General features: G+C 69.3%; 20 protein-coding genes. 11 read left to right on the forward strand and 9 right to left on the reverse strand.

The annotated features are described in order from the left end of the window. Nucleotides 1–155 precede the first annotated feature (155 nt). From rseP to lpxB, 7 genes are all read left to right on the forward strand, one after another. Entirely contained in the window at nucleotides 156–1,310 is a 1,155-nt protein-coding gene (gene rseP, locus MKK65_RS29900; protein WP_058194703.1) for an RIP metalloprotease RseP, read from the forward strand. Between the two features lie 418 nt (nucleotides 1,311–1,728). Further along, entirely contained in the window at nucleotides 1,729–4,299 is a 2,571-nt protein-coding gene (gene bamA / locus MKK65_RS29905; protein ID WP_058194702.1) for an outer membrane protein assembly factor BamA, read from the forward strand. A 49-nt stretch (nucleotides 4,300–4,348) separates the two neighbouring features. Next, on the forward strand, nucleotides 4,349–5,419 hold the full coding sequence (lpxD, locus tag MKK65_RS29910) for a UDP-3-O-(3-hydroxymyristoyl)glucosamine N-acyltransferase (RefSeq protein WP_243961828.1): 1,071 nt from the start codon (nucleotides 4,349–4,351) through the stop codon (nucleotides 5,417–5,419). Nucleotides 5,420–5,541: 122 nt separating this feature from the next. Continuing rightward, nucleotides 5,542–6,018, forward strand: a complete 477-nt coding sequence (fabZ, locus tag MKK65_RS29915) for a 3-hydroxyacyl-ACP dehydratase FabZ (RefSeq protein ID WP_058194700.1) — start codon at nucleotides 5,542–5,544, stop codon at nucleotides 6,016–6,018. Beyond that, on the forward strand, nucleotides 6,015–6,833 hold the full coding sequence (lpxA, locus tag MKK65_RS29920; RefSeq protein WP_058194699.1) for an acyl-ACP--UDP-N-acetylglucosamine O-acyltransferase: 819 nt from the start codon (nucleotides 6,015–6,017) through the stop codon (nucleotides 6,831–6,833). Before fabZ ends, lpxA begins: the two co-directional genes overlap by 4 nt. A 10-nt stretch (nucleotides 6,834–6,843) precedes the next feature. Then, nucleotides 6,844–7,707, forward strand: coding sequence for an LpxI family protein (locus MKK65_RS29925; protein ID WP_243961829.1), 864 nt, complete (start codon nucleotides 6,844–6,846; stop codon nucleotides 7,705–7,707). Beyond that, nucleotides 7,704–8,894: a lipid-A-disaccharide synthase gene (gene lpxB, locus MKK65_RS29930; RefSeq protein ID WP_313902073.1), complete on the forward strand. Its 1,191-nt coding sequence runs from the start codon at nucleotides 7,704–7,706 to the stop codon at nucleotides 8,892–8,894. Before MKK65_RS29925 ends, lpxB begins: the two co-directional genes overlap by 4 nt. A 211-nt stretch (nucleotides 8,895–9,105) precedes the next feature. Here lpxB and MKK65_RS29935 read toward each other — a convergent pair whose 3' ends face one another. Continuing rightward, nucleotides 9,106–9,762, reverse strand: a complete 657-nt coding sequence (locus tag MKK65_RS29935; RefSeq protein WP_243961830.1) for a peptidase inhibitor family I36 protein — start codon at nucleotides 9,760–9,762, stop codon at nucleotides 9,106–9,108. A gap of 98 nt (nucleotides 9,763–9,860) precedes the next feature. Then, a complete protein-coding gene (locus tag MKK65_RS29940) occupies nucleotides 9,861–10,493 on the reverse strand; it encodes a 2OG-Fe(II) oxygenase (protein WP_007561106.1) in 633 nt (210 codons plus the stop codon). Nucleotides 10,494–10,788: 295 nt separating this feature from the next. On the opposite strand from MKK65_RS29940, the gene MKK65_RS29945 reads away from it, so the two are divergent. From MKK65_RS29945 to MKK65_RS29955, 3 genes are all read left to right on the forward strand, one after another. Further along, the gene (locus tag MKK65_RS29945; RefSeq protein ID WP_243961831.1) at nucleotides 10,789–11,109 is read left to right on the forward strand and encodes a hypothetical protein; all 321 of its coding nucleotides are present in this window, start codon (nucleotides 10,789–10,791) and stop codon (nucleotides 11,107–11,109) included. A 151-nt stretch (nucleotides 11,110–11,260) separates the two neighbouring features. Continuing rightward, a complete protein-coding gene (locus MKK65_RS29950) occupies nucleotides 11,261–13,372 on the forward strand; it encodes an ABC transporter ATP-binding protein/permease (RefSeq protein ID WP_058194695.1) in 2,112 nt (703 codons plus the stop codon). 118 nt (nucleotides 13,373–13,490) lie between these two features. Then, nucleotides 13,491–13,787: a hypothetical protein gene (locus MKK65_RS29955; protein WP_058194694.1), complete on the forward strand. Its 297-nt coding sequence runs from the start codon at nucleotides 13,491–13,493 to the stop codon at nucleotides 13,785–13,787. A 78-nt stretch (nucleotides 13,788–13,865) separates the two neighbouring features. Here MKK65_RS29955 and eda read toward each other — a convergent pair whose 3' ends face one another. The 3 genes from eda to MKK65_RS29970 all read right to left on the reverse strand — a co-directional run bounded on the left by eda (nucleotide 13,866) and on the right by MKK65_RS29970 (nucleotide 17,914). Then, nucleotides 13,866–14,495, reverse strand: a complete 630-nt coding sequence (eda, locus tag MKK65_RS29960) for a bifunctional 4-hydroxy-2-oxoglutarate aldolase/2-dehydro-3-deoxy-phosphogluconate aldolase (protein WP_243961832.1) — start codon at nucleotides 14,493–14,495, stop codon at nucleotides 13,866–13,868. A 23-nt stretch (nucleotides 14,496–14,518) separates the two neighbouring features. After that, entirely contained in the window at nucleotides 14,519–16,345 is a 1,827-nt protein-coding gene (gene edd / locus MKK65_RS29965) for a phosphogluconate dehydratase (protein WP_243961833.1), read from the reverse strand. A gap of 447 nt (nucleotides 16,346–16,792) precedes the next feature. Continuing rightward, complete coding sequence (locus MKK65_RS29970) at nucleotides 16,793–17,914, reverse strand: type II asparaginase (protein WP_243961834.1); 1,122 nt, start codon at nucleotides 17,912–17,914, stop codon at nucleotides 16,793–16,795. Nucleotides 17,915–18,082: 168 nt separating this feature from the next. Between MKK65_RS29970 and MKK65_RS29975 the strand changes: the two genes are divergently transcribed. Further along, nucleotides 18,083–18,301 (forward strand): hypothetical protein, encoded by a 219-nt coding sequence (locus MKK65_RS29975; protein WP_058194691.1) that lies wholly within the window; start codon nucleotides 18,083–18,085, stop codon nucleotides 18,299–18,301. Between the two features lie 162 nt (nucleotides 18,302–18,463). Here the strand turns inward: MKK65_RS29975 and MKK65_RS29980 are convergent, their stop codons facing one another. The 4 genes from MKK65_RS29980 to MKK65_RS29995 form a co-directional block, all read right to left on the reverse strand. Continuing rightward, nucleotides 18,464–19,483, reverse strand: coding sequence for an acyltransferase family protein (locus tag MKK65_RS29980; RefSeq protein ID WP_243961835.1), 1,020 nt, complete (start codon nucleotides 19,481–19,483; stop codon nucleotides 18,464–18,466). Nucleotides 19,484–19,673: 190 nt separating this feature from the next. Continuing rightward, nucleotides 19,674–20,612 carry a DMT family transporter gene (locus MKK65_RS29985; RefSeq protein ID WP_243962054.1) on the reverse strand — a complete coding sequence of 313 codons (939 nt, stop codon included), beginning with the start codon at nucleotides 20,610–20,612 and terminating at the stop codon, nucleotides 19,674–19,676. A gap of 73 nt (nucleotides 20,613–20,685) precedes the next feature. Further along, nucleotides 20,686–21,951 (reverse strand): arsenic transporter, encoded by a 1,266-nt coding sequence (locus MKK65_RS29990; protein WP_058194810.1) that lies wholly within the window; start codon nucleotides 21,949–21,951, stop codon nucleotides 20,686–20,688. Nucleotides 21,952–21,988: 37 nt separating this feature from the next. Beyond that, entirely contained in the window at nucleotides 21,989–23,281 is a 1,293-nt protein-coding gene (locus MKK65_RS29995) for a metallophosphoesterase family protein (RefSeq protein ID WP_243961836.1), read from the reverse strand. Nucleotides 23,282–23,287: the final 6 nt, after the last annotated feature.

Consider the following 23,287-nt stretch of genomic DNA (forward strand, 5'->3'; position numbering starts at 1 on the left):
TGCTTTCCTCGACGTGCCCCGCCGCGCCGCGCGAGACCCGCGACCTCCCGCGGCAGGTCCCGGCGGATTGCGTTGGCGGTAAGCCGCACCGATCTGCTAAACCGGCGCGATGGCCGGCCTGAGAAGCCGGCGCAGAGACGGCCAGGGATCGGCTCATGGACTTCCTCAACGCGATGGGCGGGACCGCCGGCGGCTTCTTCGGGGCCGTGATCCCGTTCCTGTTCGTGCTCACGGTCGTGGTGTTCGTCCACGAGATGGGCCACTTCCTGGTCGGGCGCTGGTGCGGGGTCGGCGTGCACGCCTTCTCCCTCGGCTTCGGTCCGGAGCTGTTCGGCTTCAACGACCGCCGCGGCACGCGCTGGAAGCTCTGCGCGATCCCGCTCGGCGGCTACGTCAAGTTCCATGGCGATGTGAACGGCGCGAGCATACCGGATCCCGAGGCGATCGCCCGGATGTCCCCGCAGGAGCGGGCGATCAGCTTCCCGACGCAGCCCGTGGCCAAGCGCGCCGCGATCGTCGCCGCCGGCCCGGTGGCGAACTTCATCCTCGCGATCCTGCTGTTCGCCGGGGCGATCTGGCTTGCCGGCCGCTACGAGTTGCCCGCCCGGGTGTCCTCGGTGGAGCCGGGCAGCGTCGCTGCCCAGGCCGGCTTCCAGCCCGGCGACGTGATCACCGCCATCGACGGCGAGAAGATCGGCGACTTCAACGCCATGTACCGCACCGTGACCGGCAGCGCCGGCACGCCGCTGACCTTCACGGTGGAGCGGAACGCGCAGCCCATCACCATCCAGGCGACCCCGGCCACCTACGAGGAGAAGACGCCCTTCGGCCGCCACCGGATCGGCCGGCTCGGGATCCGCTCGCCATCGGGCTCGGAGGCGCGGCTCGTCCGGTACGGGGCGCTGGATTCCCTCGATCTCGGGGTGCGCGAAACCTACTTCGTGGTGGAGCGCACCTTCTCGTACCTGAGCAAGCTCGCCACCGGCCGGGAATCCGCCGACCAGCTCTCAGGCCCGATCGGCATCGCCCGGGTCTCCGGCGAGGTCGCCAAGACCGGCGGCGTCGGCGGCCTCGTCGGCCTGATCGCACTGCTCTCGGTCTCGATCGGCCTGCTGAACCTCTTCCCCGTGCCGCTGCTCGATGGCGGGCACCTGCTGTTCTATGCCTTCGAGGTCGTCCGCGGCCGCCCGCTGAGCGAGCGCGCCCAGGAGATCGGCTTCCGGATCGGCCTCGCCCTGGTGCTGATGCTGATGCTGTTCGCCGCCTGGAACGACATCCTCAATCTCGGCGCCTCCTGGCGGAACACCTGATCTCAGGACCCGCATGCGCACCGGTTCCGATCTCCACCGGAATCGGTGCCGCAATCCCGCCGCGATGCCGCCCGGAGAGCGCCCAGAAGGCGCCGCGCCGGCGGCCCGGCGGAGGCTTAAAACACGGTTAACGCCACTCACGGCCGGCCCGAAAACAGTCGATCTGACAAAGATTTACGGGCCATTTACCATGTTCGGCGCTTTGCCTCCGTTGCTCCCGCTCCGTTAAGTGGCGCGAAGGCCACGACCCCCCAAAATCCCCTGACAATGGCCTCCCGCGCGTTTGCTTGGCAGGGGAATCCCGCTAAGAGCTACGCTTGGACCTGAAGCCACGCTTGGACCAGGGTGACAGGACGACCGGTCAACGGCCGCCTGTGACGGGCTAACCCCCGCGACCAGAACAGAAACGGGCGATTGCATGATGTCGTTGACGGGGAAGCCCCGACGTAAGTCGGTGCGGAAGACCATCGTCCTAGTCGCTGCCGGTGCGGGCCTCGTCCTGAGCGGTGCCGCCCAGGCGCAGCAGATCGTCGTCCAGGGCAACCAGCGCGTCGATGCCGACACCATCCGCTCCTACGTGACGGGGACCGCCTCGGGCTCCTCCGAGGAGGCGCGGCGCAACCTGCTCGCCAGCGGCATGTTCTCGGACGTGAAGGTCGCCCAGTCCGGCGGGCGCACGGTGGTCACCGTCCGCGAGAACAACCTGATCAACCGGGTCGTGTTCGAGGGCAACAAGAAGGTCGAGAAGGCCACGCTCGAGGGCATCGTCGAGGCGAAGGCCCGCGGCCCCTACAGCGAGGCCATCGTCAACGCCGACCTCGCCCGCATCCGCGACGTCTACAAGCGCTTCGGCCGCGGCACCGCCAAGGTCACCTACCGGACCGTCGACCTGCCCAACGGCCGCGTCGACGTGATCTACCAGGTCGACGAGGGCGACAAGACCGGCATCATCTCGATCAACTTCGTCGGCAACAACGCCTATTCGGAGCGGACCCTGAAGGGTCTGATGAGCTCCTCCGAGATGAACTTCCTGTCGTTCATCAAGACCTCCGACGTCTACGATCCCGACCGCATCACCAACGACCTCGATCAGGTGCGCCGCTACTACCTGAAGAACGGCTATGCCGACTTCCAGGTGGTCAGCGCCGACGCCCGCTACGTCGAGGGCGACAGCTCGGGCTACGTCATCACGATCACGGTGAATGAGGGCGAGCAGTACAAGGTCGGCGCGGTGGCGGTGGATTCCCGCCTGCCCGGCGTCGACACCGCCAAGCTGGACGGCAACATCACCGCCGCCGTGGGCGACGTCTACAACGCCGATGACGTGGAGCGGACGCTCAACAACGTCACCCGCGAGGTCAACCGCGCCGGCTACCCGTTCGCCCAGGTCCGCCCGACCGGCCAGCGCGATCCCGCGACCCACCAGGTGTCCCTGGGCTTCGTGGTCGAGGACGGCCCGCACGTCTACGTCGAGCGCATCAACATCCGCGGCAACACCCGCACCCGCGATTACGTCATCCGTCGCGAGCTCGATATCGCGGAAGGCGACGCCTACAACCGCGTGCTGACCGACCGGGCCGAGCGGCGCCTGAACGGCCTCGGCTTCTTCAAGAAGGTTCGGTTCTCCAACGAGCCCGGCTCCGCGGCCGACCGCGTGGTCATCAACATCGATGTCGAGGATCAGCCCACGGGTTCGTTCTCGGTGGCGGGCGGCTACTCCACCCAGGACGGCATCATCGGCGAGGTCTCGGTCTCCGAGTCCAACTTCCTCGGCCGCGGCCAGTATGTCCGCCTCGCCGGCACCGGCGGCCAGTACTCGCGCGGCGTCGACTTCTCGTTCACCGAGCCGTACTTCCTCGGCTACCGGCTCGCCGCCGGCTTCGACGCCTTCTACAAGTACTCCGACCTGACCCGGTACTCGCGCTACGAGACCACGGTGTATGGCGGCCAGCTGCGCCTGGGCCTGCCGATCACCGAGGAGTTCGGCATCACCCTGCGCTACTCGCTGTACAACACCGAGCTGAAGGTCCCGAACACCCTCAAGCGGCCGTACAACGACTGCTCGACGCCGATCCCGGGCTACACCGCGACCTACGCGGGCGGCACGATCGACCCGAATAGCGGCCGCAACATCGGCGGCCAGTCGATCTACCCGAACTGCGCGTATGACGGCGAAGCTTCGATCGCCATCAAGGGTTCGCAGGGCAACACGCTGACCTCGCTGGCCGGCCTGACGCTCGCCTACTCGACCCTCGACGTGGTGGGTGCACCCCGCAACGGCCTCTACGCCGAGCTGAAGCCCGACGTCGCGGGCCTGGGCGGCGACTCGAAGTTCTTCCGCGTCACCGCGGATGCGCGCTACTACAAGGAGCTGTTCGAGGACGTGATCGGCTTCGTCCGGTTCCAGGGCGGCCACATCAACGCCATCGACGGCAAGCCGCTGCGCGTCACCGACGAGTTCTTCCTCGGCCCGTCGCTGGTCCGCGGCTTCGCACCGAACGGTATCGGCCCGCGCGACGTCGGCATCGCCGATGCCCGCTCCAACGCCATCGGCGGCTCCACCTATATCGGCGGTACCCTCGAGGTGCAGTTCCCGCTGCCGCTCATCCCGCGGGATCTCGGCCTGAAGGGCGCGGTCTTCGCCGATGCCGGTACGCTGTTCGGCTATCACGGTCGGCGCGAGTTCAACGTGAACGGCGACGGCTTCATCAACGGCATCTCGCCGCAGACCGGGAAGTGCAACTTCTCCGCGTTCAACATCGGCGTCGAGCCGGAATGCGTGAACGTCCGCGACACCGCCGCGATCCGCTCCTCGATCGGCGCGTCCATCCTGTGGAACTCGCCGCTCGGCCCGATCCGCTTCGACTACGCCTACGCGCTGACCAAGGACGAGGGCCAGTCGGTCTACGTGCCGCTGCTCGGCAAGGTCGGCCATATCGGCAAGGATCAGACCCAGGCGTTCCGCTTCTCCGGCGGCTCGCGGTTCTGATAAAATACAGGCGCGCCGGCCGGGTTTTCCGGCCGGCGCGTTGTCAGGCATGTCAGATCTCGATTTTTTCGCCGCGACCGGCTCCCTCACCCTGGCCGACGTCGCCGCCGCCGCTGGCGTAGCCCTGCCTGAGGGCGCGGACCCGGAATACCGGCTCACCGGCGCCGCGCCCCTCGAGAGCGCCGGCCCCCACCACCTCGCCTACATGGACAATGCCCGCTACGGCGAGGCACTCACCGCGACCCGGGCCGGGGCCTGCCTGGTGAGCCCGCGCTTCGCGGCACGCTGTCCGGTGGGCACCGTCGCGCTGGTGACCCGTGACCCGTACCGGGCTTACGCGGCCCTGCTCGGGCGCCTGCACCCGGATGCCATGCGGCCGGGCTCGCAGTTCGGCGGCCGCAGCATCGCCCCGGGGGCCCATGTCCATCCGGATGCGCGGCTGGAGGAGGGGGTCACGGTCGATCCCGGCGCGGTGATCGGGCCCGGCGTCGAGATCGGCTCCGGCAGCGTCATAGGGCCGAACGCGGTGATTGGGCCGGGCGTGCGTATCGGGCGCGACTGCTCCATCGGGGCCGGCACCACCCTGAGCCACGCGCTGCTGGGCAATCGCGTGATCCTGCATCCCGGCGCCCGGCTCGGTCAGGACGGGTTCGGCTTCGCCATGGGCGCCACCCATCTCAAGGTGCCGCAGATCGGCCGGGTGATCGTCCAGGACGATGTCGAGATCGGCGCCAACACGACGATCGACCGGGGCGCCTCGCGCGATACGGTGATCGGCGAGGGCACCAAGATCGATAACCTGGTCCAGATCGCCCACAACGTGGTCATCGGCCGCCATTGCGTGATCGTGTCCGGCGTCGGCATCTCGGGTTCGACCACCCTCGAAGACTACGTCGTGCTCGGCGGCCAGGTCGGCGTCGTCGGCCATCTGCGCATCGGCCGCGGCGCCCAGATCGCCGGCTCCTCCAACGTCAACCGCGATGTCCCCCCGGGAAGCCGCTGGGGCGGAACGCCGGCAAAACCCGTGCGGGCCTGGTTCCGCGAGCTCACGACGCTGGCACGCCTGGCCGAGCGCTCGGGCAAGGACCCGGAGAAGGATCCGGCCCCCGACGCCGCGTGATATCGGCCGCACGTCCCGGAAACCCTTGCGCTTCCGGCGATTTCTTCCGAAGAGGGCGTCCGCCCGTCATGGGGGGCGGATATCGGTCCGCCCGATGGCGGTGAGGCAAGGTACGGGATTCGATGAGCGAGGCGGCGCGCGACACCAACGAGGAGCTGGGCACAGCCGATATCCAGACGCTGCTGGAGCTGCTGCCGCACCGCTACCCGTTCCTGATGATCGACCGCATCGTCGAGATCGACCGCGACGAATCCTGCGTCGGGATCAAGAACGTCACCGCCAACGAGCCGCAATTCATGGGGCATTTCCCCGGGTTGCCGGTCTTCCCCGGGGTGCTGCTGATCGAGGGCATGGCCCAGACCGCCGGCGCGATCTGCTGCCGCCATATCCGGACGGACGAGCTGCGCACCAAGCAGGTGTTCTTCATGACCATCGACAAGTGCAAGTTCCGTAAGCCGGTCACGCCCGGCGACCAAGTGCGCTTCCACATGAAGAAGATGAACCAGCGCCGGACCATGTGGTGGTTCCGCGGCGAGGCCCGCGTCGACGGCGTGCTGGTCGCGGAGGCCGAGATCGGCGCCATGCTGGTGACGGAGTGAGCGACGCCCTCATCCACCCGAGCGCCGTGATCGAATCCGGCGCCGTGATCGGCGACGGGACGCGGATCGGCCCGTTCTGCCATGTCGGGCCCGAGGTCGTGCTCGGTGACAGCTGCGAGCTCCTCAGCCACGTGGTGCTGGCCGGCCGCACCACGATCGGCCCCCGCACCCGGATCTTTCCCTTCGCCTCCATCGGCCATCAGCCGCAGGATCTGAAATACAAGGGCGAGGCCTCGACGCTGACGATCGGGGCCGATTGCCTGATCCGCGAGGGCGTGACCATGAACCCCGGCACCAGCGGGGGCGGCCTCGAGACCGCGATCGGCGATCACTGCACCTTCCTGGCGAACTCCCATGTCGGCCACGATTGCCGGGTCGGCGACCACGTCATCTTCTCGAACAACGTGATGCTGGCCGGCCATTGCAGCGTCGGCGATTATGCGATCCTGGGCGGCGGCGCCGCCGTGATCCAGTTCGCGCGCGTCGGCGCGCATGCCTTCGTGGGCGGCCTCTCGGGCTTGGAGAACGACTGCATCCCGTACGGCATGGTGCTCGGCAACCGCGCCTACCTATCGGGGCTCAACATCATCGGCCTGCAGCGCCGGGGCTTCGCCCGCGAGGACATCCACGCCCTCCGGCGGGCCTACCGGCTGCTGTTCGCCCCCGAGGGCACGCTGATGGAGCGGGTCGAGGACGTGGCCGCGACCTTCGAGTCCCACACCGCCGTGTCCGAGATCCTTGCCTTCATCCGCGCCGGCGGCAAGCGCTCGATCTGCACGCCGCGCGAGCTTCCGGTTCCGATCGGGGCGGCCTGAGCCTCCCCGCATGGCCGAGGCCGCTCCGCTGCCCGAGGGCACGCTCGTCCTGATCGCCGGCGCCGGCCGGTTGCCGGAGCTCGTCGCCGAGTCGCTGACCCGGACGCAAAGGCCGTTCCGGCTGATTGCGCTCCGCGGCTTCACCGACCGGTCCCTGCGCGCCCGGGCCGACGCCACCGTCGATCTCCTCGACCTCGCGGCGATCCTCAAGCTGCTGCGACGCTGGGGGCCGGCCGTGATGGTGCCGGCGGGCGGGGTCTCCCGGCCGAGCCCGGCCGCCTTGCTCAATGCCGGCGCGGCTTTGCGCAACCGCGAGACCCTGCGGGCGATCGCCGGTGGCGGTGACGACCGGCTGCTGCGCGCCGCCCTGGCGCTGGTCGAGGAGGAGGGCCATCGGGTACTGGGCGTCCACGAGGCCGCCCCCGATCTCCTCTGCCCGAAGGGCCGCCTCGGGCGCACGGGGCCCGATGGCGATGCCGAGATATCGATCCGCACCGGGCGCGGGGTGCTCGACGCGCTCGCGCCCTACGATCTCGGTCAGGCCGCGGCGGTCTCGGGCGAGCGGGTGATCGCGGTCGAGGGGCCGGAGGGGACCGACCGCATGCTCGCCCGCGCCCGGGCGCTCGGGCGCAAGCCGTTCGGGCGGGGGCGGGCGCTGCCCGCGACCGTGCTGGTGAAGGCGCCGAAGGTCGGCCAGGACCTGCGCATCGACCTGCCGGCCATCGGCCCCCGGACGGTGCGCAACGCCGCCGCCGCCGGCTGTGTCGGCCTGGCGCTGGAGGCCGGCGGCACCCTGGTGATCGACCGCGTGGCCACTGCCGCAGAGGCCGACCGCCTGGGGCTGTTCCTGGTCGGCTACGGAGCCGAGCCGTGAGCGCCGGCTCCGTGCCCCCATCCAAAAACATCTGGCTGGTGGCCGGCGAGGATTCGGGCGACCAGCTCGGGGCCAAGCTGATGCGGGCCCTGCGCGCGACCGCGCCCGGGACCGTGTTCGGCGGGGTCGGCGGCGAGGCCATGGCCGAGGAGGGGTTCGTCTCCCTGTTCCCCCTCGATGACGTCGCCGTCATGGGCTACCTGCCGGTGCTGGCCCGCGCCCGGACCCTGCTGCGCCGGATCCGCGAGACGGCGAGCGCCGTGGTGCGCGCCCGGCCCGACGTGCTGGTGATCATCGACAGCCCGGGCTTCACCCACGCCGTGGCCCAGCGGGTCCGGAAGGCAGCCCCCGGCATCCCGATCGTCGACTACGTGTCGCCGAGCGTCTGGGCCTGGCGACCGTGGCGGGCCAAGGGCATGCGCGGCTTCATCGACCATGTGATGGCGCTGCTGCCGTTCGAGCCGGAGGCGCATCGGCGGCTCGGCGGCCCGCCCTGCACCTATGTCGGCCATCCGCTGATCGAGCGCTTTTCGGAATTGCGCCCCTCCGGCGCCGAGATCCGGCGGCGGGAGGCGGTGCCCTATAGCCTGGTGATCCTGCCGGGCTCGCGCCGGGCCGAGATCGACCGGCTGATGCCGGTGTTCGGGCGGGTGCTGGAGCAGGTCTCCCGCATCCTGGAGGTCGAGGCGGTGCTGCCCGCGGTGACCCGCCACCGGGCGTTGATCGAACGACTGGCCCTGGATTGGCCCGTGCCGGTGCGGGTTCTCACCGGCGGGGAGTCGAAATACGCCGCCTTCCGGGGCGCCCGGGCGGCGCTCGCGGCCTCCGGCACGGTCACGCTGGAGCTGGCTCTGGCCGGCGTCCCGATGGTTGTGGCCTACAAGGTCTCGCGGGCGGAAGAGTTCATCGCCCGGCGCCTGATCCAGGTCCCAAGCATCGTGCTTCCGAACCTGATCCTGGCCGACAACGCCATGCCGGAATTCGTCCAGGCCGCGTGCACCCCCGAGCGTCTCACCCGGGCGCTGCTGCCCCTGCTGGTCGGCGGGGCGGAGCGGGACGCGCAGAGCGATGCGCTCTCCCGCATCGACGGGACGATGCGGCTCTCCGGCGACGACACGCCGAGCCAGGCCGCCGCACGGATTGTTTTGAACGCCGCCGCCGGGGGGCGGGTGAGCGGGATCGCCTGACGTATCGAGGATGACCGGACCCGAAACGGACGCTCCGGTGAACGGGCATGGCGAAGTTCTCACCGTCCTTGCGAGCGGAGCGAAGCAACCTCGTGAAACGGCACGGTTTCAGATCGCGCGCTGCCCTGGGTTGCTTCGCTGCGCTCGCAATGACGGAGTGGGCATTATCGGCCGAGAAGCCCAACCGGAAACTGTTGCCGTAGAGTGCTCCTCACCCCCCGCGCCGGCCACAGCGGACATAGGCCGCGGTGCCGCGCGCGCTCGACCAGGTGAGGCGGTCGCCGGCGACCATGAGGCGGACCTGGGAGGACCAGTGCCGGCCGCGGTCGCTGCATTCGGCGCCCATCACCCAGGCGTTGCCGACCCGCCGGCTGTCGTGGAACGTGCAGATCGTCCTTCCGGCCCGGGCGCGCTCCTGCGTGATCGTGGCCGGGATGAAGCCCCGGCGGCGGGAGCGGGCGCCGCAGGCCTCGGCGGTCGGGCCCCAGATCCCGACGAACTCGGCGCTGCCCAAGGTCTGCGGCTTGGCGGATGCGGCCACCATCGGGGCGGAGGCGGCCGCCCGCGTGCTCGGCGGTGCCTGGCTCGGGGCCGCCTGCGTCGCGGCCTGCAACGCAGCGTCGGGGCGCTGCACGTCCGGGATGGCCTCCTCCGGCATGTCGAGCATCACGACCCGGCGGCCGGGGGGCTTCGGCGCCGGCCGGGTCGCGGCGGGCGGGGAGCGGAACGGCAGGTCCTCGGTCAGGTAGACCGCGCTGTAGGCGAACAGCCCCACCCAGCCGAGCACGAGGAGGGCCGGCACGATGAGGCGGCGCTTGGAACCGGTTCGGGTCTCCTCACCCGGATCGGCCAGCACGACCGCGCCCATTCGATCCCCCTGGTCCAGGCATCCGGTGCCGATTCGGTCACCGGCCTGTGGGTGAAAAGCATGCCCCAACAAGAGACTCTGGGGAACTGCCGCCGTGCTCAGCGCCCGAAGATCCCCTTCAGGAACTGCGCCGTGCGGTTGCGCTTGCGCTTTCGCTCCAGTTCCGTCGCGTCCTTGAGCCAGGCGACCTGGACGACCCGGCGCTCGCCCTCGAACGGCTCGTGGCCGTGCCAGGAATTGTCGGCCCGCAGGAAGGCGAACATCGTCCCCATGGTCGGGGGCACCTCGACCGCGAACGGCGCGTAGTTGCGGCCATCATAAAGGACCCGCAGGCGGCCGGCCGCCGGGGCATCCCAGGCGTCGTTCATGTAGACGAGCAGCGTCAGCACCTTCGACGGGCCGTCGGTGTGGATCGAGCCGTATTTCAGCTGGCTCTTCCGCATGATCGTGGTGAGCCGCGGGCAGGAGACGAGGTCGATGCCGAACTTTTCGCCGAGGATCTCCGAGAAGGCGTCGCTCTCCAGCTCGTCGATCAGCGCCTTGAACCGGCCCTTGAGTGCGACCTCGTCCACCGTCAGGTAGCCGGGCTTGGCGATGTCCGGAAAGTCGCGCCGGATCGCGTCGATCGCGTCCGGGTTCAGGACGTTGGTGCCGAGGGTGTACGGGTAGGGCTCGCGGGCCACCGGGGCGGCGCGCACGGCCGAAACATCGAGGATCGAGAGGGCGGACATCTGCGGGTCCCTGGGCTCCAGCGCACGTCGGCCGGCACGCTGGGCGCCGGAGGCGCGTGCCGGAGGGCCGACCGGGAGGCTCGTGCCGGGGCTGCCCCTGGGGCATCCGCGGTCCCGAAGTGACGAGCGCTCTCCGTGGTCCGGGAATCCCATAATCCGGTGATTGCGGCGGTCCAACGGCGAAAGCCGCATGGTGGCGCATTCCGGTGACAGTCGCGGGCCCCTCAGCCGTGCAGGATGGCGCGAGACCCGAGGACTTTCTTCTCGGGTGCGTGCGTTCTGGAACCCACTCTTGATGAGGCCGCTGGTCCTCGCCTGGCTGTGCATTCACTTGGTCGCTGGCGCGATCGGGGCGGGCGCGCTCGCCCAGCAATCGCGGCCGCCGCGTCCCGCCGGGACAACGCGAATGACCTGCGCGGAGGCGATGGCGCTCATCAAGAACGAGGGCGACGTTGTGATCGCCGGTGGGACGAATTCGGAGCGCTTCGTCAGCGGCCCCGACCAGTGCAACGGCTCCGAGATCGCGGAACTGCGCTTCGTCCCCACCCGCGACAATCCGCAATGCCCGATCGGCTATCGCTGTCGCGAGCCTGGCTTCGAGGAGTGGAACTGGTAGCGCGGGAAGCGGCGTGACGTCGCGACCGCCAGATCCTGACGAAACTTTCACGTGACAGCGCACGCGAAGTGCCACGTTGTCGCCACGACCCAGGGCCAAGGCCGCCGGGTTGCGTTCCCAAAGGGGCGCTCACGTTAGGCGGGAGACACGCGTGGCTTCACTCAGGACCGGGCTCGGGATCCAGGCCGTGCTCACGGCCTTGGCCGCGCTGATCCTGCTGGCGCTCCCGGGGATCCCCAGCCCGCCGCTCTACGTCTCGCTGGCCGGCTTCGTGATGGCCGGCATCCTGCTCGCCGCGAACGGCATCTCCGCCTACCTGAAGGTGTTCGTCTCGGTCTACGGGTTCGGCTACTTACTGCTCGCCGGCATGAAGACCGTGGCCGCCATGGGCCTGCTGCCCCCGGTGGTGGCGGCGCTGCTGCCGCCCGACTTCGCGGCCACCGGCGCGGTGGTGTTCGGCGCCATCGTGCTCGGCGTCTCGCATCTCGAGCCGATCCGCGCGATCACCGACATCGCCGACCCGTATTTCGCCAACCGCGACAAGCCGACCAAGGAGATCGGCCTGTTCCGCTGGTTCGGCAGCACCGAGGGCCGGATCGGGCGCAACCTCGTCGCCCTGTCGATCTTCGTGAACTTCGCCGACGTGGCGCTGACCCTGCGGTTCAACTTCTTCTACCGCGACATCTACAATTCGCTGCAGGAATACGACGCGGCGGCGTTCTGGTACCAGCTGCTCTGGATCTTCGTCCCGCTGGCGACGCTCAACATCGCCATCGGCATGTTCGACCTGTTCGTCGATTCCTCGCTGCACATCCGCTGGCGCACCTGGCTGACCCACAGCCTGTACGAGCGCTGGCTCGGCAAGGGCACCCATTACCGGATCCCGTTCACCGACGAGGAGGCGGACAACCCGGACCAGCGTATCCAGGCCGACGTCAACCTGTTCATCCAGCAGACCGCGAGCCTGTCGATCCGGCTCCTCAGCCAGGCGGCGCAGCTCGTCTCGTTCATCGTGATCCTGTGGACGCTGTCGCGCGACTTCGTCGTGCCGTTCACCGACACGGTGATCCCGGGCTTCCTGGTCTGGCTGGTGATCGCCTACGCGGTGGTCGGCACCTGGCTCACCCACCTGATCGGCCGGCCCCTGATCGGGCTGAACTTCCGGCAGGAGCAGGTCGAGGCCGATTTCCGCTTCTCGCTGGCCCGCAACCGGATCTACTCGGAGCAGATCGCGCTGCTGCGCGGCGAGCGCGCCGAGGCCACGCGTCTCGGCTCGCTGTTCCACATGATCATCGACAATTACGTCGGCATCATCTTCCGCCGCATCAAGCTGATCGCCTTCACGTTCAGCTACCGGCAGGCGAGCGTGATCTTCCCGATGGTCCTCGCCGCCCCGTCCTTCTTCGCCAAGAAGATCACCCTGGGGGCGCTCCAGCAGACCTCGCAGGCGTTCGGACAGGTGCAGAGTTCCCTGTCGTTCTTCGTGGATTCCTACACCACGCTCGCCTCCTACAAGGCGAACACCATCCGTCTCGGGTCCTTCCGCCGGGCGATGAGCAAGGCCGAGGCGCTGGAATCGGCGGGCTACGGGCTGGTCCAGGGCAACGAGACCGCCAACGGCGTCACCGCGCGCGGGCTGGTTCTCGCCCTGCCGGATGGCCGCGAGATCGTGTCGGCGCCGGAGCTGACCCTGGCCCGCGGCGGCGCGACTCTGGTCACCGGCCCCTCGGGGTCCGGCAAGTCGACGCTGTTCCGGGCGATCGCCGGGATCTGGCCGTTCGGCAAGGGCCGGGTCGACGTGCCGGCCGGCCAATCGACGCTGCTCCTGCCGCAGCGGCCCTACATTCCGCAGGGGACCCTGCGGGGCGCCGTGGTCTACCCGAACACCACTGACCAGTTCTCGGATGCCGCGATCCGCGATGCGTTGACGGCGGCGCAGCTGCCGCATCTCATCGACCGCTTGGACGAGACCGACACCTGGGAGCGGCGCCTCTCGGGGGGCGAGCAGCAGCGCCTCGCCATCGCCCGGGCGATCCTAGCCAAGCCCGCCTGGCTGTTCCTCGACGAATCCACCGCCTCCCTGGACGAGCCCTCCGAAGCGAAAATCTACGCGATGCTGCGCGAGCGGCTGCCCGACACCACCATCGTCTCCATCGGCCACCGCTCGACGCTGGACGCGTTCCACGACCGGCGGATCGTCCTTGAGCCCCAGGGCAGCGTCTTCACCCCGCGGGAACGCCGCGCGCCGCAACCGGCGGAATAAGTGGACTTCGTCACGACGGCCCGGGGAAAATGCCCCGCAGAAGTTGCGAGTTGGAAATATTAAGGAACCTGAGACTGCGGGGTCCGTTTGTCATGCGCTGAATAAATCGGAGGAACGCATGACCAAGATCAAGACCCTTGCGGGCGCCGGCGCTCTCATCCTGATGTCGACCGCCGCCTTCGCGGCGCCGTGCGCGACCGGGACGACCGTGACGCGCGACAAGGAAGCCAGCAAGGCCTCGACCGTCGATCCGAGCGTGAAGACCCCGACCACCCCGGGCGCCAAGGCCGAATCCCCCGGGACCGTCGGTGCCATGACCAATGCTGGCACCGCGACGTCGCCGTCGGACGTGCAGGCCCAGTCGCAGGGCAAGCCGACCGCCGCGCAGGCTGGCAAGGGCGGCGACGACTGCTGATCGTCACCACGCAAGTTTTTGGATGATGGAACGCCCGCCCGGCTCAGCCGCGGCGGGCGTTCTTGTTGGGCGCCCTGTTCAGGCGGCCTTGCGCAGGTTGGCGGCATTCCGGGCCGCGCGCTTGATGGCGTCCCGGTCGAGCGGGCCGGGCTTCACCACCCAGCTGCCGCCGACGCAGAGCACCGACGGGATGGCGAGCCAATCCGGAGCGGTCGCCTCGGTAATCCCACCTGTCGGGCAGAACCTCATCTGGCCGAACACCGCGGTCATCGCCTTCAGGGCCTTGATCCCGCCCGCGGCCTCGGCCGGGAAGAACTTGAACCGGTCGAGCCCGTAATCGAGACCGCGCATGATGTCGGCCGCCGTGGCGACACCCGGCAGGTAGGGGACGCCGTTGGCCTTGGCGGCGTCGGTCAGCGGCTCCGTGAGCCCCGGCGAGACGATGAACTCGGCGCCCGCCGCCAGGGCGTTCTCGAGATCGACGGGGTTCAGGACCGTGCCGGCCCCGACCACCGCACCCTCGACCTGGGTCATCTCGCGGATCACATCCAGCGCTGCCGGGGTGCGCAGGGTGACCTCCAGGGCGGTGAGCCCGCCCGCCACGAGAGCCTCGGCGATCGGCCGAGCCTGGGCGACATCCTCGATCACTAAGACCGGGATGACGGGCACGGAGCGCATCAGCGCGTCGATGCTGGTCAGATCGTTCATGATCGGCTTCTCCCGTTCGACGTTCACAGGCCGGCCGCGGCGAGCATGGCTGAGGCGCCCCGCTCCGCGGTGTCGGCCCCTTGGCGCATGAGAGCGAACAGCTCACGCCCGGTTCCCGTTTCCGGAACCGGCTGGACCGCTGCCTCGCGGGCGTCCAGTTCGGCGGCGTCGACGAGGACCTCCAGCAACCCCTCGGCGGCGCTGAGGCGGACGATGTCACCGTCGCGAATCCGCCCGATGGCACCACCGCCGAGCGCTTCCGGGCTCAGGTGGATGGCGGCCGGCACCTTGCCGGAGGCGCCGGACATGCGCCCATCCGTGACCAGGGCGACCTTGTGGCCGCGGTCCTGCAGCACCCCGAGCGGGGGCGTCAGCTTGTGCAGTTCTGGCATGCCGTTGGCCCGCGGCCCCTGGAACCGCACCACCACGACCACGTCACGCTCTAGCTCGCCGGCCTTGAAGGCCTTGAGCACGTCGTCCTGGTCGGAGAACACCCGGGCCGGAGCCTCGATGGTCCGGCGGCTCTCCTCCACGGCGCTGGTCTTGAACGTCGCCCGGCCGAGATTGCCCGACACCAGCCGCATGCCGCCATCGGGCTGGAACGGGTTGTCGGGCCGGCGGATCATGGTGTCGTCCAGGCTTTCCGGCACCGCGTCCGCGAAGGCGAGCGTGTCGCCGTCGAGCTTCGGGTCGCGCGCGTGATCGCGCAGCGACTGGCCGGCCACCGTGAGGATGTCGTCGTGGAGCAGCCCGGCATCGAGCAGCGCCGCCATGACGAAGCTCATCCCACCGGCGGCGTGGAAGTGGTTCACGTCGCCCGCGCCGTTCGGGTAGACCCGGGCGATCAGCGGCACGGTATTGGACAGCCGGTCGATATCCTCCCAGTCGATCACGATGCCGGCGGCGCGGGCGATGGCCGGCAGGTGGATCGCGTGGTTGGTCGAGCCACCGGTGGCCAGCAGCCCGACCGCCGCGTTCACGATCGCCTTCTCGTCCACGCACAGGCCGAGCGGCCGGTAATCGTTGCCGGCGGCGCCGATCTCGGTGAGCCGGTGGATCGCCGCCCGGGTCACGGCCTGGCGCAGCTTGGTGCCGGGGTTGATGAACGAGGCGCCCGGCATGTGCAGGCCCATCATGTCCATCATCATCTGGTTCGAGTTGGCGGTGCCGTAGAACGTGCAGGTGCCGGCCCCGTGATAGGAGGCGGACTCGGATTCGAGCAGTTCCGCGCGGCCGACCTTGCCCTCGGCGTAGAGCTGGCGGATCCGCTGCTTCTCCTTGTTGGCGAGCCCCGAGGGCATCGGCCCGGCCGGGATCAGGATCGTCGGCAGGTGGCCGAAGCGCAGCGCCCCGATCAGCAGGCCCGGCACGATCTTGTCGCAGATGCCGAGTAGCGCGGCGCCGTCGAACATGCCGTGGCTCAGGCCGACCGCGGTGGAGAGCGCGATCGTGTCCCGGGAGAACAGCGACAGCTCCATGCCGCGCTGCCCTTGCGTGACGCCGTCGCACATCGCCGGGGTGCCGCCCGCCACCTGGGCGGTGGCGCCGCGCTCGCGGGCGAAGACCTTGATCTGGTCGGGATAGCGCCCGTAGGGCTGATGAGCCGACAGCATGTCGTTGTAGGCGGTGACGATGCCGATGTTCATCACCGTCCGGCCGTCGCAGAGCGCCGGCTTGTCCTCGCCGGAGGCGGCGAAGCCGTGGGCGAGGTTGCCGCAGGCGAGCGTCGGCCGGTGCACGCCCGAATCGCGCTCCCGGGCGATCAGGTCGAGATAGGTCCGCCGGGACTCGCGGGAGCGCGTGACGACGCGCTCGGTGACCGCCGCGACCTCGGGATGAAGCTCGGTCATGCTCGTTCCTCCATCCAGGATGGCGACGGATCGCCGGGCCGGTACCGATCCCGGCCGCGACCGCGTCGCACCGGGCTATCTAGGCGGTGGCCGAGATGTTGTAACCCGGCCCCCGCGCAGGGCGGCCGAGCGCGGCCGCCGACGTGGGATGGGCGCGACGGCGTATGACCGTCGCGATCGATGGAGGGCCGAAGCTTGCGCTCCAGAAGGGCGGGTTTTTCGATCCCGACCCGGATCGCCCGCTGCCGGATGAAACGCCACGAGAATGGACACGCGCCCTTCCTCCCCCCCTTTGCAGGCTCGCGGATTCGTACATCGGGTCGGCAGAATACACGGAAAGCACCGCGGCTTTCCCTCCCCCGCAGAGGGGGGAGGGGGAGGTGCCCGTCTCAGGCCTCATGCATCTTCAAAGAGGCTGGGTGAGAGTCATCCTAATAGAAGAGCCGCTCAATACTCCCAAAAAATCCGCTGCAGCTCCTTGGTGTCCTGGGTCTTGGTCAGCGCCACGGCGGCCAGGATCTTGGCCTTGGCCGGGTTGAGGTCGTGGGCGACGACCCAGTCGTATTTGTCGTCCGGCTGCTCGGCGTTGCGCAGGACCAGGCCGTCCGGAACCCGCGAGGAGCGGATCACGATCGTGCCCTTGGAGCGGATGTCCTTGAGCTTGTCCACGAGGTAGCCGGCCACCGAGCCGTTGCCCGTGCCGGCATTGACGATCGCCTTGGCGCCGGCCTGGACCTCGGCATCGTAGACCCCGGGGATCATGTTGCCCGAGCCGTAGACGATGCCGACCAGCGGCAGGCTGTCGATCGTATCGATATCGAACTCGGAACTGCTGTTGTGACGCTTCGCCAGGGAGCGGACGAAGTAGGTCTTGCCCTCGATCACCATGCCGAGCGGCCCCCACTGGCTGTAGAAGGCGCTGGGCACCACGTTGGTCCGCTTGTTCACATCGCGGCCCGACTGGATCGTGTCGTTCATCGTCACGGTGACGCCCTTGCCGATCGCCTCCTTGCTCGCCGCCACCGTCACGGCGTCGAGCAGGTTGAGGGCGCCGTCGGCGGAGATCGCCGTGCCCGGCCGCATCGAGCCTACGACAACGATCGGCTTGTCGCTCTTCACCACGAGGTCGAGGAAGAACGAGGTCTCTTCGAGGGTGTCAGTGCCGTGGGTGATGACCACGCCGTCGACGTCGTCCTGCTTCAAGAGGGCGGAGACCCGCTTGCCGAGCTGGACCAGTTGCGCGTCGGTGAAGCTCTCCGAGGCGATCTGGAAGACTTGCTCGCCGCGCACGTTGGCGATGGTGCTGACCTGCGGGACGGCCGCGATCAGCTTGTCCACCGGCACCTTGGCGGCCGTGTAGGTGGCGCTGTTGGCCGCATCGGCGCCCGCCCCCGCGATCGTGCCGCCGGTGGCCAGGATCACGACGTTCGGCTTCTTCACGGCCGCCGCATTGCTGGCATCCGTCATCTCGCGGGCGCGGAGCGGGGGCGCCCCGAGCGTGCCGGCGAGCGCCAGCGCCAGGGTCGCTCCGCGCAGGGCATGGGCCGCGCCGCTTCGGCAGGAGATCATCGGGGATCCTTCGGTTTGAAAGGCGATCGCGAGTCGGGCTCGCCGGCCGGGATCGTAGACCCCGCTCGGTCCGAGGCAAGTTTCGTGCAGGCGATCCGCTGGCGAAGGGATCCTTTTCGTAAGCTTGGGCGTTTCTGCATGTCGTCGTTCGTTCGGAGGTAGACCCCCATGCTGCATCTCGCCGGACTGCTCGACGAGCTTGAGCGGAGCGAGCCCGCACGGGCCGCCATGGCCATCCTCGAATCGGCGCTCGCTCGCCGGTCGGTGGAAGAACAGACCGCGTTCTGGCGCGCGGTCGATCTGTACTACGTCTCCCGCAAGGCTCCGCCGGAGCCCACGCCTGCCATGCTCGCCGCCGCCGTGCCGCAGATGGCGGCAGCTGTCTAAGCGGGTCGGTCACAGAGAGAGCACGCGCCCTTCACGGTTCCGGGCCTGCATGGACGGCCCGCTCAGCGCCCGTCGCGCCCGGCCCGCCGTCGGCACCGCGTCCCGGTGCGACGGGTTTGTCCGCCGCGCGACTGTCCATCCATCAGGATCCGTCGTCGGTTCTCATGAGGTCGCATAGGACTTCACCGCCTCGCCGCCCCGGCCCGCCGCGCGGTCGAACAGGCGGTTGAGGTAGCCGCGCATCGGTCGCTCGATCAGGAACAGGCTGGCGATGCCCATGGCGATGGCCGGCACGACGAGGGCCTTGCTGATCCGTCCGCCCATCCTCTCGTGCAGCACATAAAAGGGCTGTTGCCAGAGATAGATCGAGTAGGACCAGGCTCCGAACAGCAGGAGCGGCGTCGCGGCCAGGTTCTCCCGCACGGCGGCCGGCGCCCGCGGGATCGCCGCGACCGCCACGGCGAGCAGCGCGGTGCCGAGGCTGTACTTGATCGGGTCCGGGACGGCCTCGACGTTCAGCATCAGGCCGAGGAGCAGCAGGAGGACGGGCCTCCAGGAAGGCGTCTCATCCGTCGGGTCGTCGCGGCCGAACTTCAGATAGGCGGCGGCCCCGAGCAGGATCGACGCGCCCCGGACATCGCTGCGCCAGTACACTTCCGTGTAGGTGCCGCCGATCAGCGTCGAGACCAGCCCGTTCACGCAGGCCAGGGCCGCCAGCGCCGCGAGGACCGGGAGCAGCGGGAAGCCGAATCTGTGCCAGAGGAGCGCGATGACGCCCAGCAGGATGTAGCTGTGCTCCTCGACGCAGAGCGACCAGATGTGGTCGACATTGGGGACCTCACCGAACCACAGGTGATAGTAGTTGTAGGTCAGGGTCACGGCCGCGAGGCAGCCGTAGAGCTGCCGATGATGGCCGGTGGCGAGGACGAGAAGGCTCATCGCCAGCACGAAACAGATCAGCGCCGGATAGATCCGGGACGCCCGACGGACGAAAAACCGCGTCAGCGGCGTGGCTCGCACGAACAGGATCTCCGCCATCAGCCGGCCGCTGAGCACGAAGAACAGCTCCACCCCGAAACGGCCGAGATTGATCCCGCGGCTCGTCGCGAAATGGCCGACGAGCACCAGCAGGATCGCGCAGCCGCGCCAGCCGTCGAGCACGGGAAGGTGACGCGGCGGCATGGGGGGCCTGTCGGGCTGATCTTTAGCAAGGTTCTAAAGAGGCCGGCTTCCGACGCGGCACCCAGATGGTCTTAAGCGGTAGACGGTGTGCACAGGGCAAGCCGGCGCGTCGAAAGACGTATCGGGTCCCGCAAACCCCCGGCGCCGGCATCGTCAGAGGGCGACGATGCCGGCGCGATCTTGCGGTCGGTCAGAACACCGAGATCAGCACGATACCGGCCGCCATCAGCACGCCGCCGATCAGACGGCCGATCCCGGCGCGGACGCGCTTCATCCCGAGCCAGCCGAAATGGTCGATGGCGATGGAGGTGAACAGGTTCGCGGTGATCAGGAGCCCGTTGAAGGCACCGGCGCCGACCTTGTCGACGAACAGCAGGCCGGCGAACACCGCCACCGCCCCGGCGATGCCGCCCAGCGCGCCCCACCACGGCACCCGGGCCACGTCCGCCCGGGTCGGCAGCGGAGTCGGGCGGAGCAGAAACACGAACAGGAAGACGAGCGCCACCGGGATGAACGACACGGTGGCGGCGAGCCAGGGGTTCACAAGGGCGCCGCGCAGCTGCGCGTTAAGCACCACGCCGACCGCCTGAAGCGAGCCCGCGACCAGGATGAACGGGTAGAGCAGCCGGGCCATCAGGCCGCCTTCGCTGCCTTCAGCCTTCTCGTCCTCCGATTTCGGGCCGGTGGCGCGGGCGATGAATACGATCCCGACCACCATCAGCAGGCCGCCGAGCCAGGGCATCGCCTTAAAGCCCCCGGCCTTGAGGCCGAACAGGCCGAGGCTGTCCAGTGCCAGCGACGTGAGGATGTTGGCCGTGATGGTCAGGCCGTTGAACGGGCCGGCCCCGACCTTGTCGACGAAGGCGAGGCCGCCGAACACCGCCACCGCCCCGGCGACGCCGCCAAGCGGCGCGTACCAGGGCATCGCGCCCAGGGTCTGCAGCGTCGGCAGCGGCGTCGGCATGGTGAAGAACAGGATCGTGAACACGATCACGATCGGCATGAACGAGTAGGTCGCGGCCAGCCACGGATTGACCAGCGCGTCGCGCAGGCGCGCGTTCATGGAGTTGCCGAGCGCTTGGAGCGCACCCGCGACCAGGATGAAGGGATAGAGCAGGGCGGCGTTCAACGGCATGGTCTCCGGTCGTGGAAGGGCGAGGCGGTTTGCAAAGGCGTCGTCCTGGGAACCGGAGACCGGGCTCTCAGACGAGCAGCAGGGCGCCGAGGGCGAGCACGAGGGCCGGCGGCATCACCAGCAGGCCGAGCTTGAGGAACTGCCAGGCCGACACATCCTCACCCTCGCGGCGGATCGCGGTCAGCCACAGGATCGTGGCCAACGAGCCGGTCACCGAAAGGTTCGGCCCGAGATCGACGCCGATCAGGATCGCCCCCGCGACCTTGTGCGAGACGTCCGCGGCCTGAACCGCGGCGCCAGCCAGCAGGCCCGCGGGCAGATTGTTCACGAAATTGGTGCCGAACGCGACCAGAGCGCCGCCGGCCCAGGCGGTGGCGGTGGGATCCCCCTGTGCGTAACCTTTCAGGGTATCGGCCAGCAGGGTGAGGATTCCGGTCTTCTCCAGCGCCTCGACCAGCACGAACAGCCCGGCCACCAGCGGAAGCACCGCCCAGGATACGTCCTTGACCACCTCCACCAGGCCGCCGCGGTTCAACGCCACCACCAGCAGGGTCGTGGCGAGGCCGGCCACGAAGGTCGGCAGGCCGAGCTCGATGCCGGCGGCCGAGGCCCCGATCAGCGCGCCCGCGGTGGCGATGATGCCGAGCCCGGCGACCTTGCCGCCGAGGCCGAGGCTCACGGTCTCGACGTCGGTCTTGATGGTCTGTCCCTTGAGCCGGGCGTTCTGCGTCAGTCGCAGCACCGCGTAGGTCGCGACGATCGCCAGGACCGACGGCAGCGCGAAGGTGGCGAGCCACTGGCCGAGGGGCGGCATGTCGGTGGCGAACACGACCAGGTTGGCGGGGTTCGAGATCGGCAGCACGAAGCTCGCCGCGTTGGCGATGAAGGCGCAGATGAACAGGTAGGGCAGGGGCTCGGCGTCTGCGGCCTTGGCGGCGGCGTAGACCGCGGGCGTCAGCACCACCGCGCAGGCGTCGTTGGACAGGAACACCGTGACGACGGTGCCGACGATGTAGATCAGCAGGAACAGCCGGGTCGGCGAGCCCTTGGCGGCACGCACCGCGAGGCCGGCGAGCCAGTCGAACAGCCCTTCCTTGCGAGCGATCTCGGCGAGCAGCATCATGCCGACGAGGAACAGATAGACGTCGGTACCCTTCGCGACGCCGTCGAGGGCGACCTGCCAGGGCAGCAGGCCGAGCACGACCAGAAGGGCTGCGCCGAGCACCGCCCAGATCGCCTCCGGCCACGAGAACGGGCGCACGATGACGCCCAGGGTGGCGAGCGCAGCGATGCCCCAGGTCGCCAAATTCGGTGTGAGGGTCAGTCCAGCGATCACGTCTTACAATCTCCCCCCGGAGTCGTGGTGAGGATCACCACTTGCGGCCGTAGCGGTTGGGCCCGAGCTGGTCGCCGCGCACGCCTTTGCCGACCCAGGACGGGATCCGGCCCGCGTCGCTACCCGGTTTCTGCGGCATTGGTGGTGGCGCCGCGCTGTCCGAGGCGGCCATCACGGGCTCGATCACGTCGGTATCGACGTAGTCCGGGCCGTGGCCGGGCCAGCGCCCGTCCACCGCCTCGACCTGGATGCTGCGTCCGCTGCCGTCCCAGGCGAGGGCCGCCTCGTAGCAGCGCGAATCCGGGCGCCGCTCCATCCGCAGCCAGGGTCCGGTATCGACCCGGCAATGAACGTAGTCCGGCGGCGCGTCGGACAGGACGACGGCCCGGACACTGATCCGCCCCTCTGCGTCGAGTTCCATGCCGCTGCTGGCGGGCGTGATCGGCTGCGTCGCGACGCGCCGGTCCGCCGGGCTGGTGATCAGCACAAAGGGCGTGGTCCGGTCGAGGGCTCGGAAGCGCCAGCTTGTCACCGGGCCATCGATCGCCGCGACCGCGTAGCCGACCGAGCCGTCCTCGTTCTGCCCGACCGAGCGCGCGGCGGCGTAGAGGGTCCGGCCGTCCGGGGCGAGCTCGTTGTAATGGGTGTGGCCCATCTCAACGAGGCGGACCCGGGTCCCCCAGAACAGGCCGCCGATATCGAGGCGCTCGTCCGGCTCGCGCAGGTCGTCCGGATAGGCGTGCATGAACACGGCGCAGGGGATTTTCTGCGCGGCGGCGTCGGTGAGCTGCGCGCTCAGCCACTGTGTCTGCGGGCGCCCCAGCCGGAAATCGAGCCCGATCGCCTTTCGGCCGAAGCCGGGACTGATCATGTCGACGAACAGGCAGCGCACGCCCTGGATATCGGCGCTGGCGCAGTAATGCGGGATCGGCAGGATCGGCCAAGTCTCCGGGCAGCCGGAGGGCGGCTGCTCCAAGTCCCAGACCATCGGCGCCGGCAGCCGGGCGCCCAGGCTCGCCGCGAAGGCATGGAAATCATCCATCCGGCCGTGCTGGCGGTCGTGATCGCCGGGGATCAAGCGCACCGGCAGGTCCGGGTGACGGTCCAGCGCGGCCTTCAGGATCTGGTATTCCGCGGCGTAGCCGTTCTCGGCGAGATCGCCCGGCAGGTACACGAAGTCGAAGAGGCCGTGCGGGGCCAGGGTGGCGATCTGGTCGAGGATCGCATTCAGGTCGCGGGCATTCTGAGCTTCGGCATCCTGCAGGTGCAGATCGCCGACATGCAGAAAGACGAGCGGGTCGCGCCGGTGGGCGGCGGTGTCGGACATTGGGCG

This window comes from Methylobacterium sp. J-001 (assembly GCF_022829565.1).
Classification (GTDB): Bacteria; Pseudomonadota; Alphaproteobacteria; order Rhizobiales; family Beijerinckiaceae; genus Methylobacterium.

What these genes read in the sequence shown, in the direction of transcription:
- edd (WP_243961833.1), bottom strand. Translation starts at nt 16,345, where the DNA reads ATGACCGAGCTTCATCCCGAGGTCGCGGCGGTCACCGAGCGCGTCGTC.
- MKK65_RS29925 (WP_243961829.1), top strand. Translation starts at nt 6,844, where the DNA reads ATGGCCGAGGCCGCTCCGCTGCCCGAGGGCACGCTCGTCCTGATCGCC.
- lpxD (WP_243961828.1), top strand. Translation starts at nt 4,349, where the DNA reads ATGTCAGATCTCGATTTTTTCGCCGCGACCGGCTCCCTCACCCTGGCC.
- MKK65_RS29995 (WP_243961836.1), bottom strand. Translation starts at nt 23,281, where the DNA reads ATGTCCGACACCGCCGCCCACCGGCGCGACCCGCTCGTCTTTCTGCAT.
- MKK65_RS29955 (WP_058194694.1), top strand. Translation starts at nt 13,491, where the DNA reads ATGACCAAGATCAAGACCCTTGCGGGCGCCGGCGCTCTCATCCTGATG.
- MKK65_RS29945 (WP_243961831.1), top strand. Translation starts at nt 10,789, where the DNA reads ATGAGGCCGCTGGTCCTCGCCTGGCTGTGCATTCACTTGGTCGCTGGC.
- rseP (WP_058194703.1), top strand. Translation starts at nt 156, where the DNA reads ATGGACTTCCTCAACGCGATGGGCGGGACCGCCGGCGGCTTCTTCGGG.
- MKK65_RS29980 (WP_243961835.1), bottom strand. Translation starts at nt 19,483, where the DNA reads ATGCCGCCGCGTCACCTTCCCGTGCTCGACGGCTGGCGCGGCTGCGCG.
- bamA (WP_058194702.1), top strand. Translation starts at nt 1,729, where the DNA reads ATGATGTCGTTGACGGGGAAGCCCCGACGTAAGTCGGTGCGGAAGACC.
- MKK65_RS29935 (WP_243961830.1), bottom strand. Translation starts at nt 9,762, where the DNA reads ATGGGCGCGGTCGTGCTGGCCGATCCGGGTGAGGAGACCCGAACCGGT.
- MKK65_RS29975 (WP_058194691.1), top strand. Translation starts at nt 18,083, where the DNA reads ATGCTGCATCTCGCCGGACTGCTCGACGAGCTTGAGCGGAGCGAGCCC.
- MKK65_RS29970 (WP_243961834.1), bottom strand. Translation starts at nt 17,914, where the DNA reads ATGATCTCCTGCCGAAGCGGCGCGGCCCATGCCCTGCGCGGAGCGACC.
- eda (WP_243961832.1), bottom strand. Translation starts at nt 14,495, where the DNA reads ATGAACGATCTGACCAGCATCGACGCGCTGATGCGCTCCGTGCCCGTC.
- fabZ (WP_058194700.1), top strand. Translation starts at nt 5,542, where the DNA reads ATGAGCGAGGCGGCGCGCGACACCAACGAGGAGCTGGGCACAGCCGAT.
- MKK65_RS29940 (WP_007561106.1), bottom strand. Translation starts at nt 10,493, where the DNA reads ATGTCCGCCCTCTCGATCCTCGATGTTTCGGCCGTGCGCGCCGCCCCG.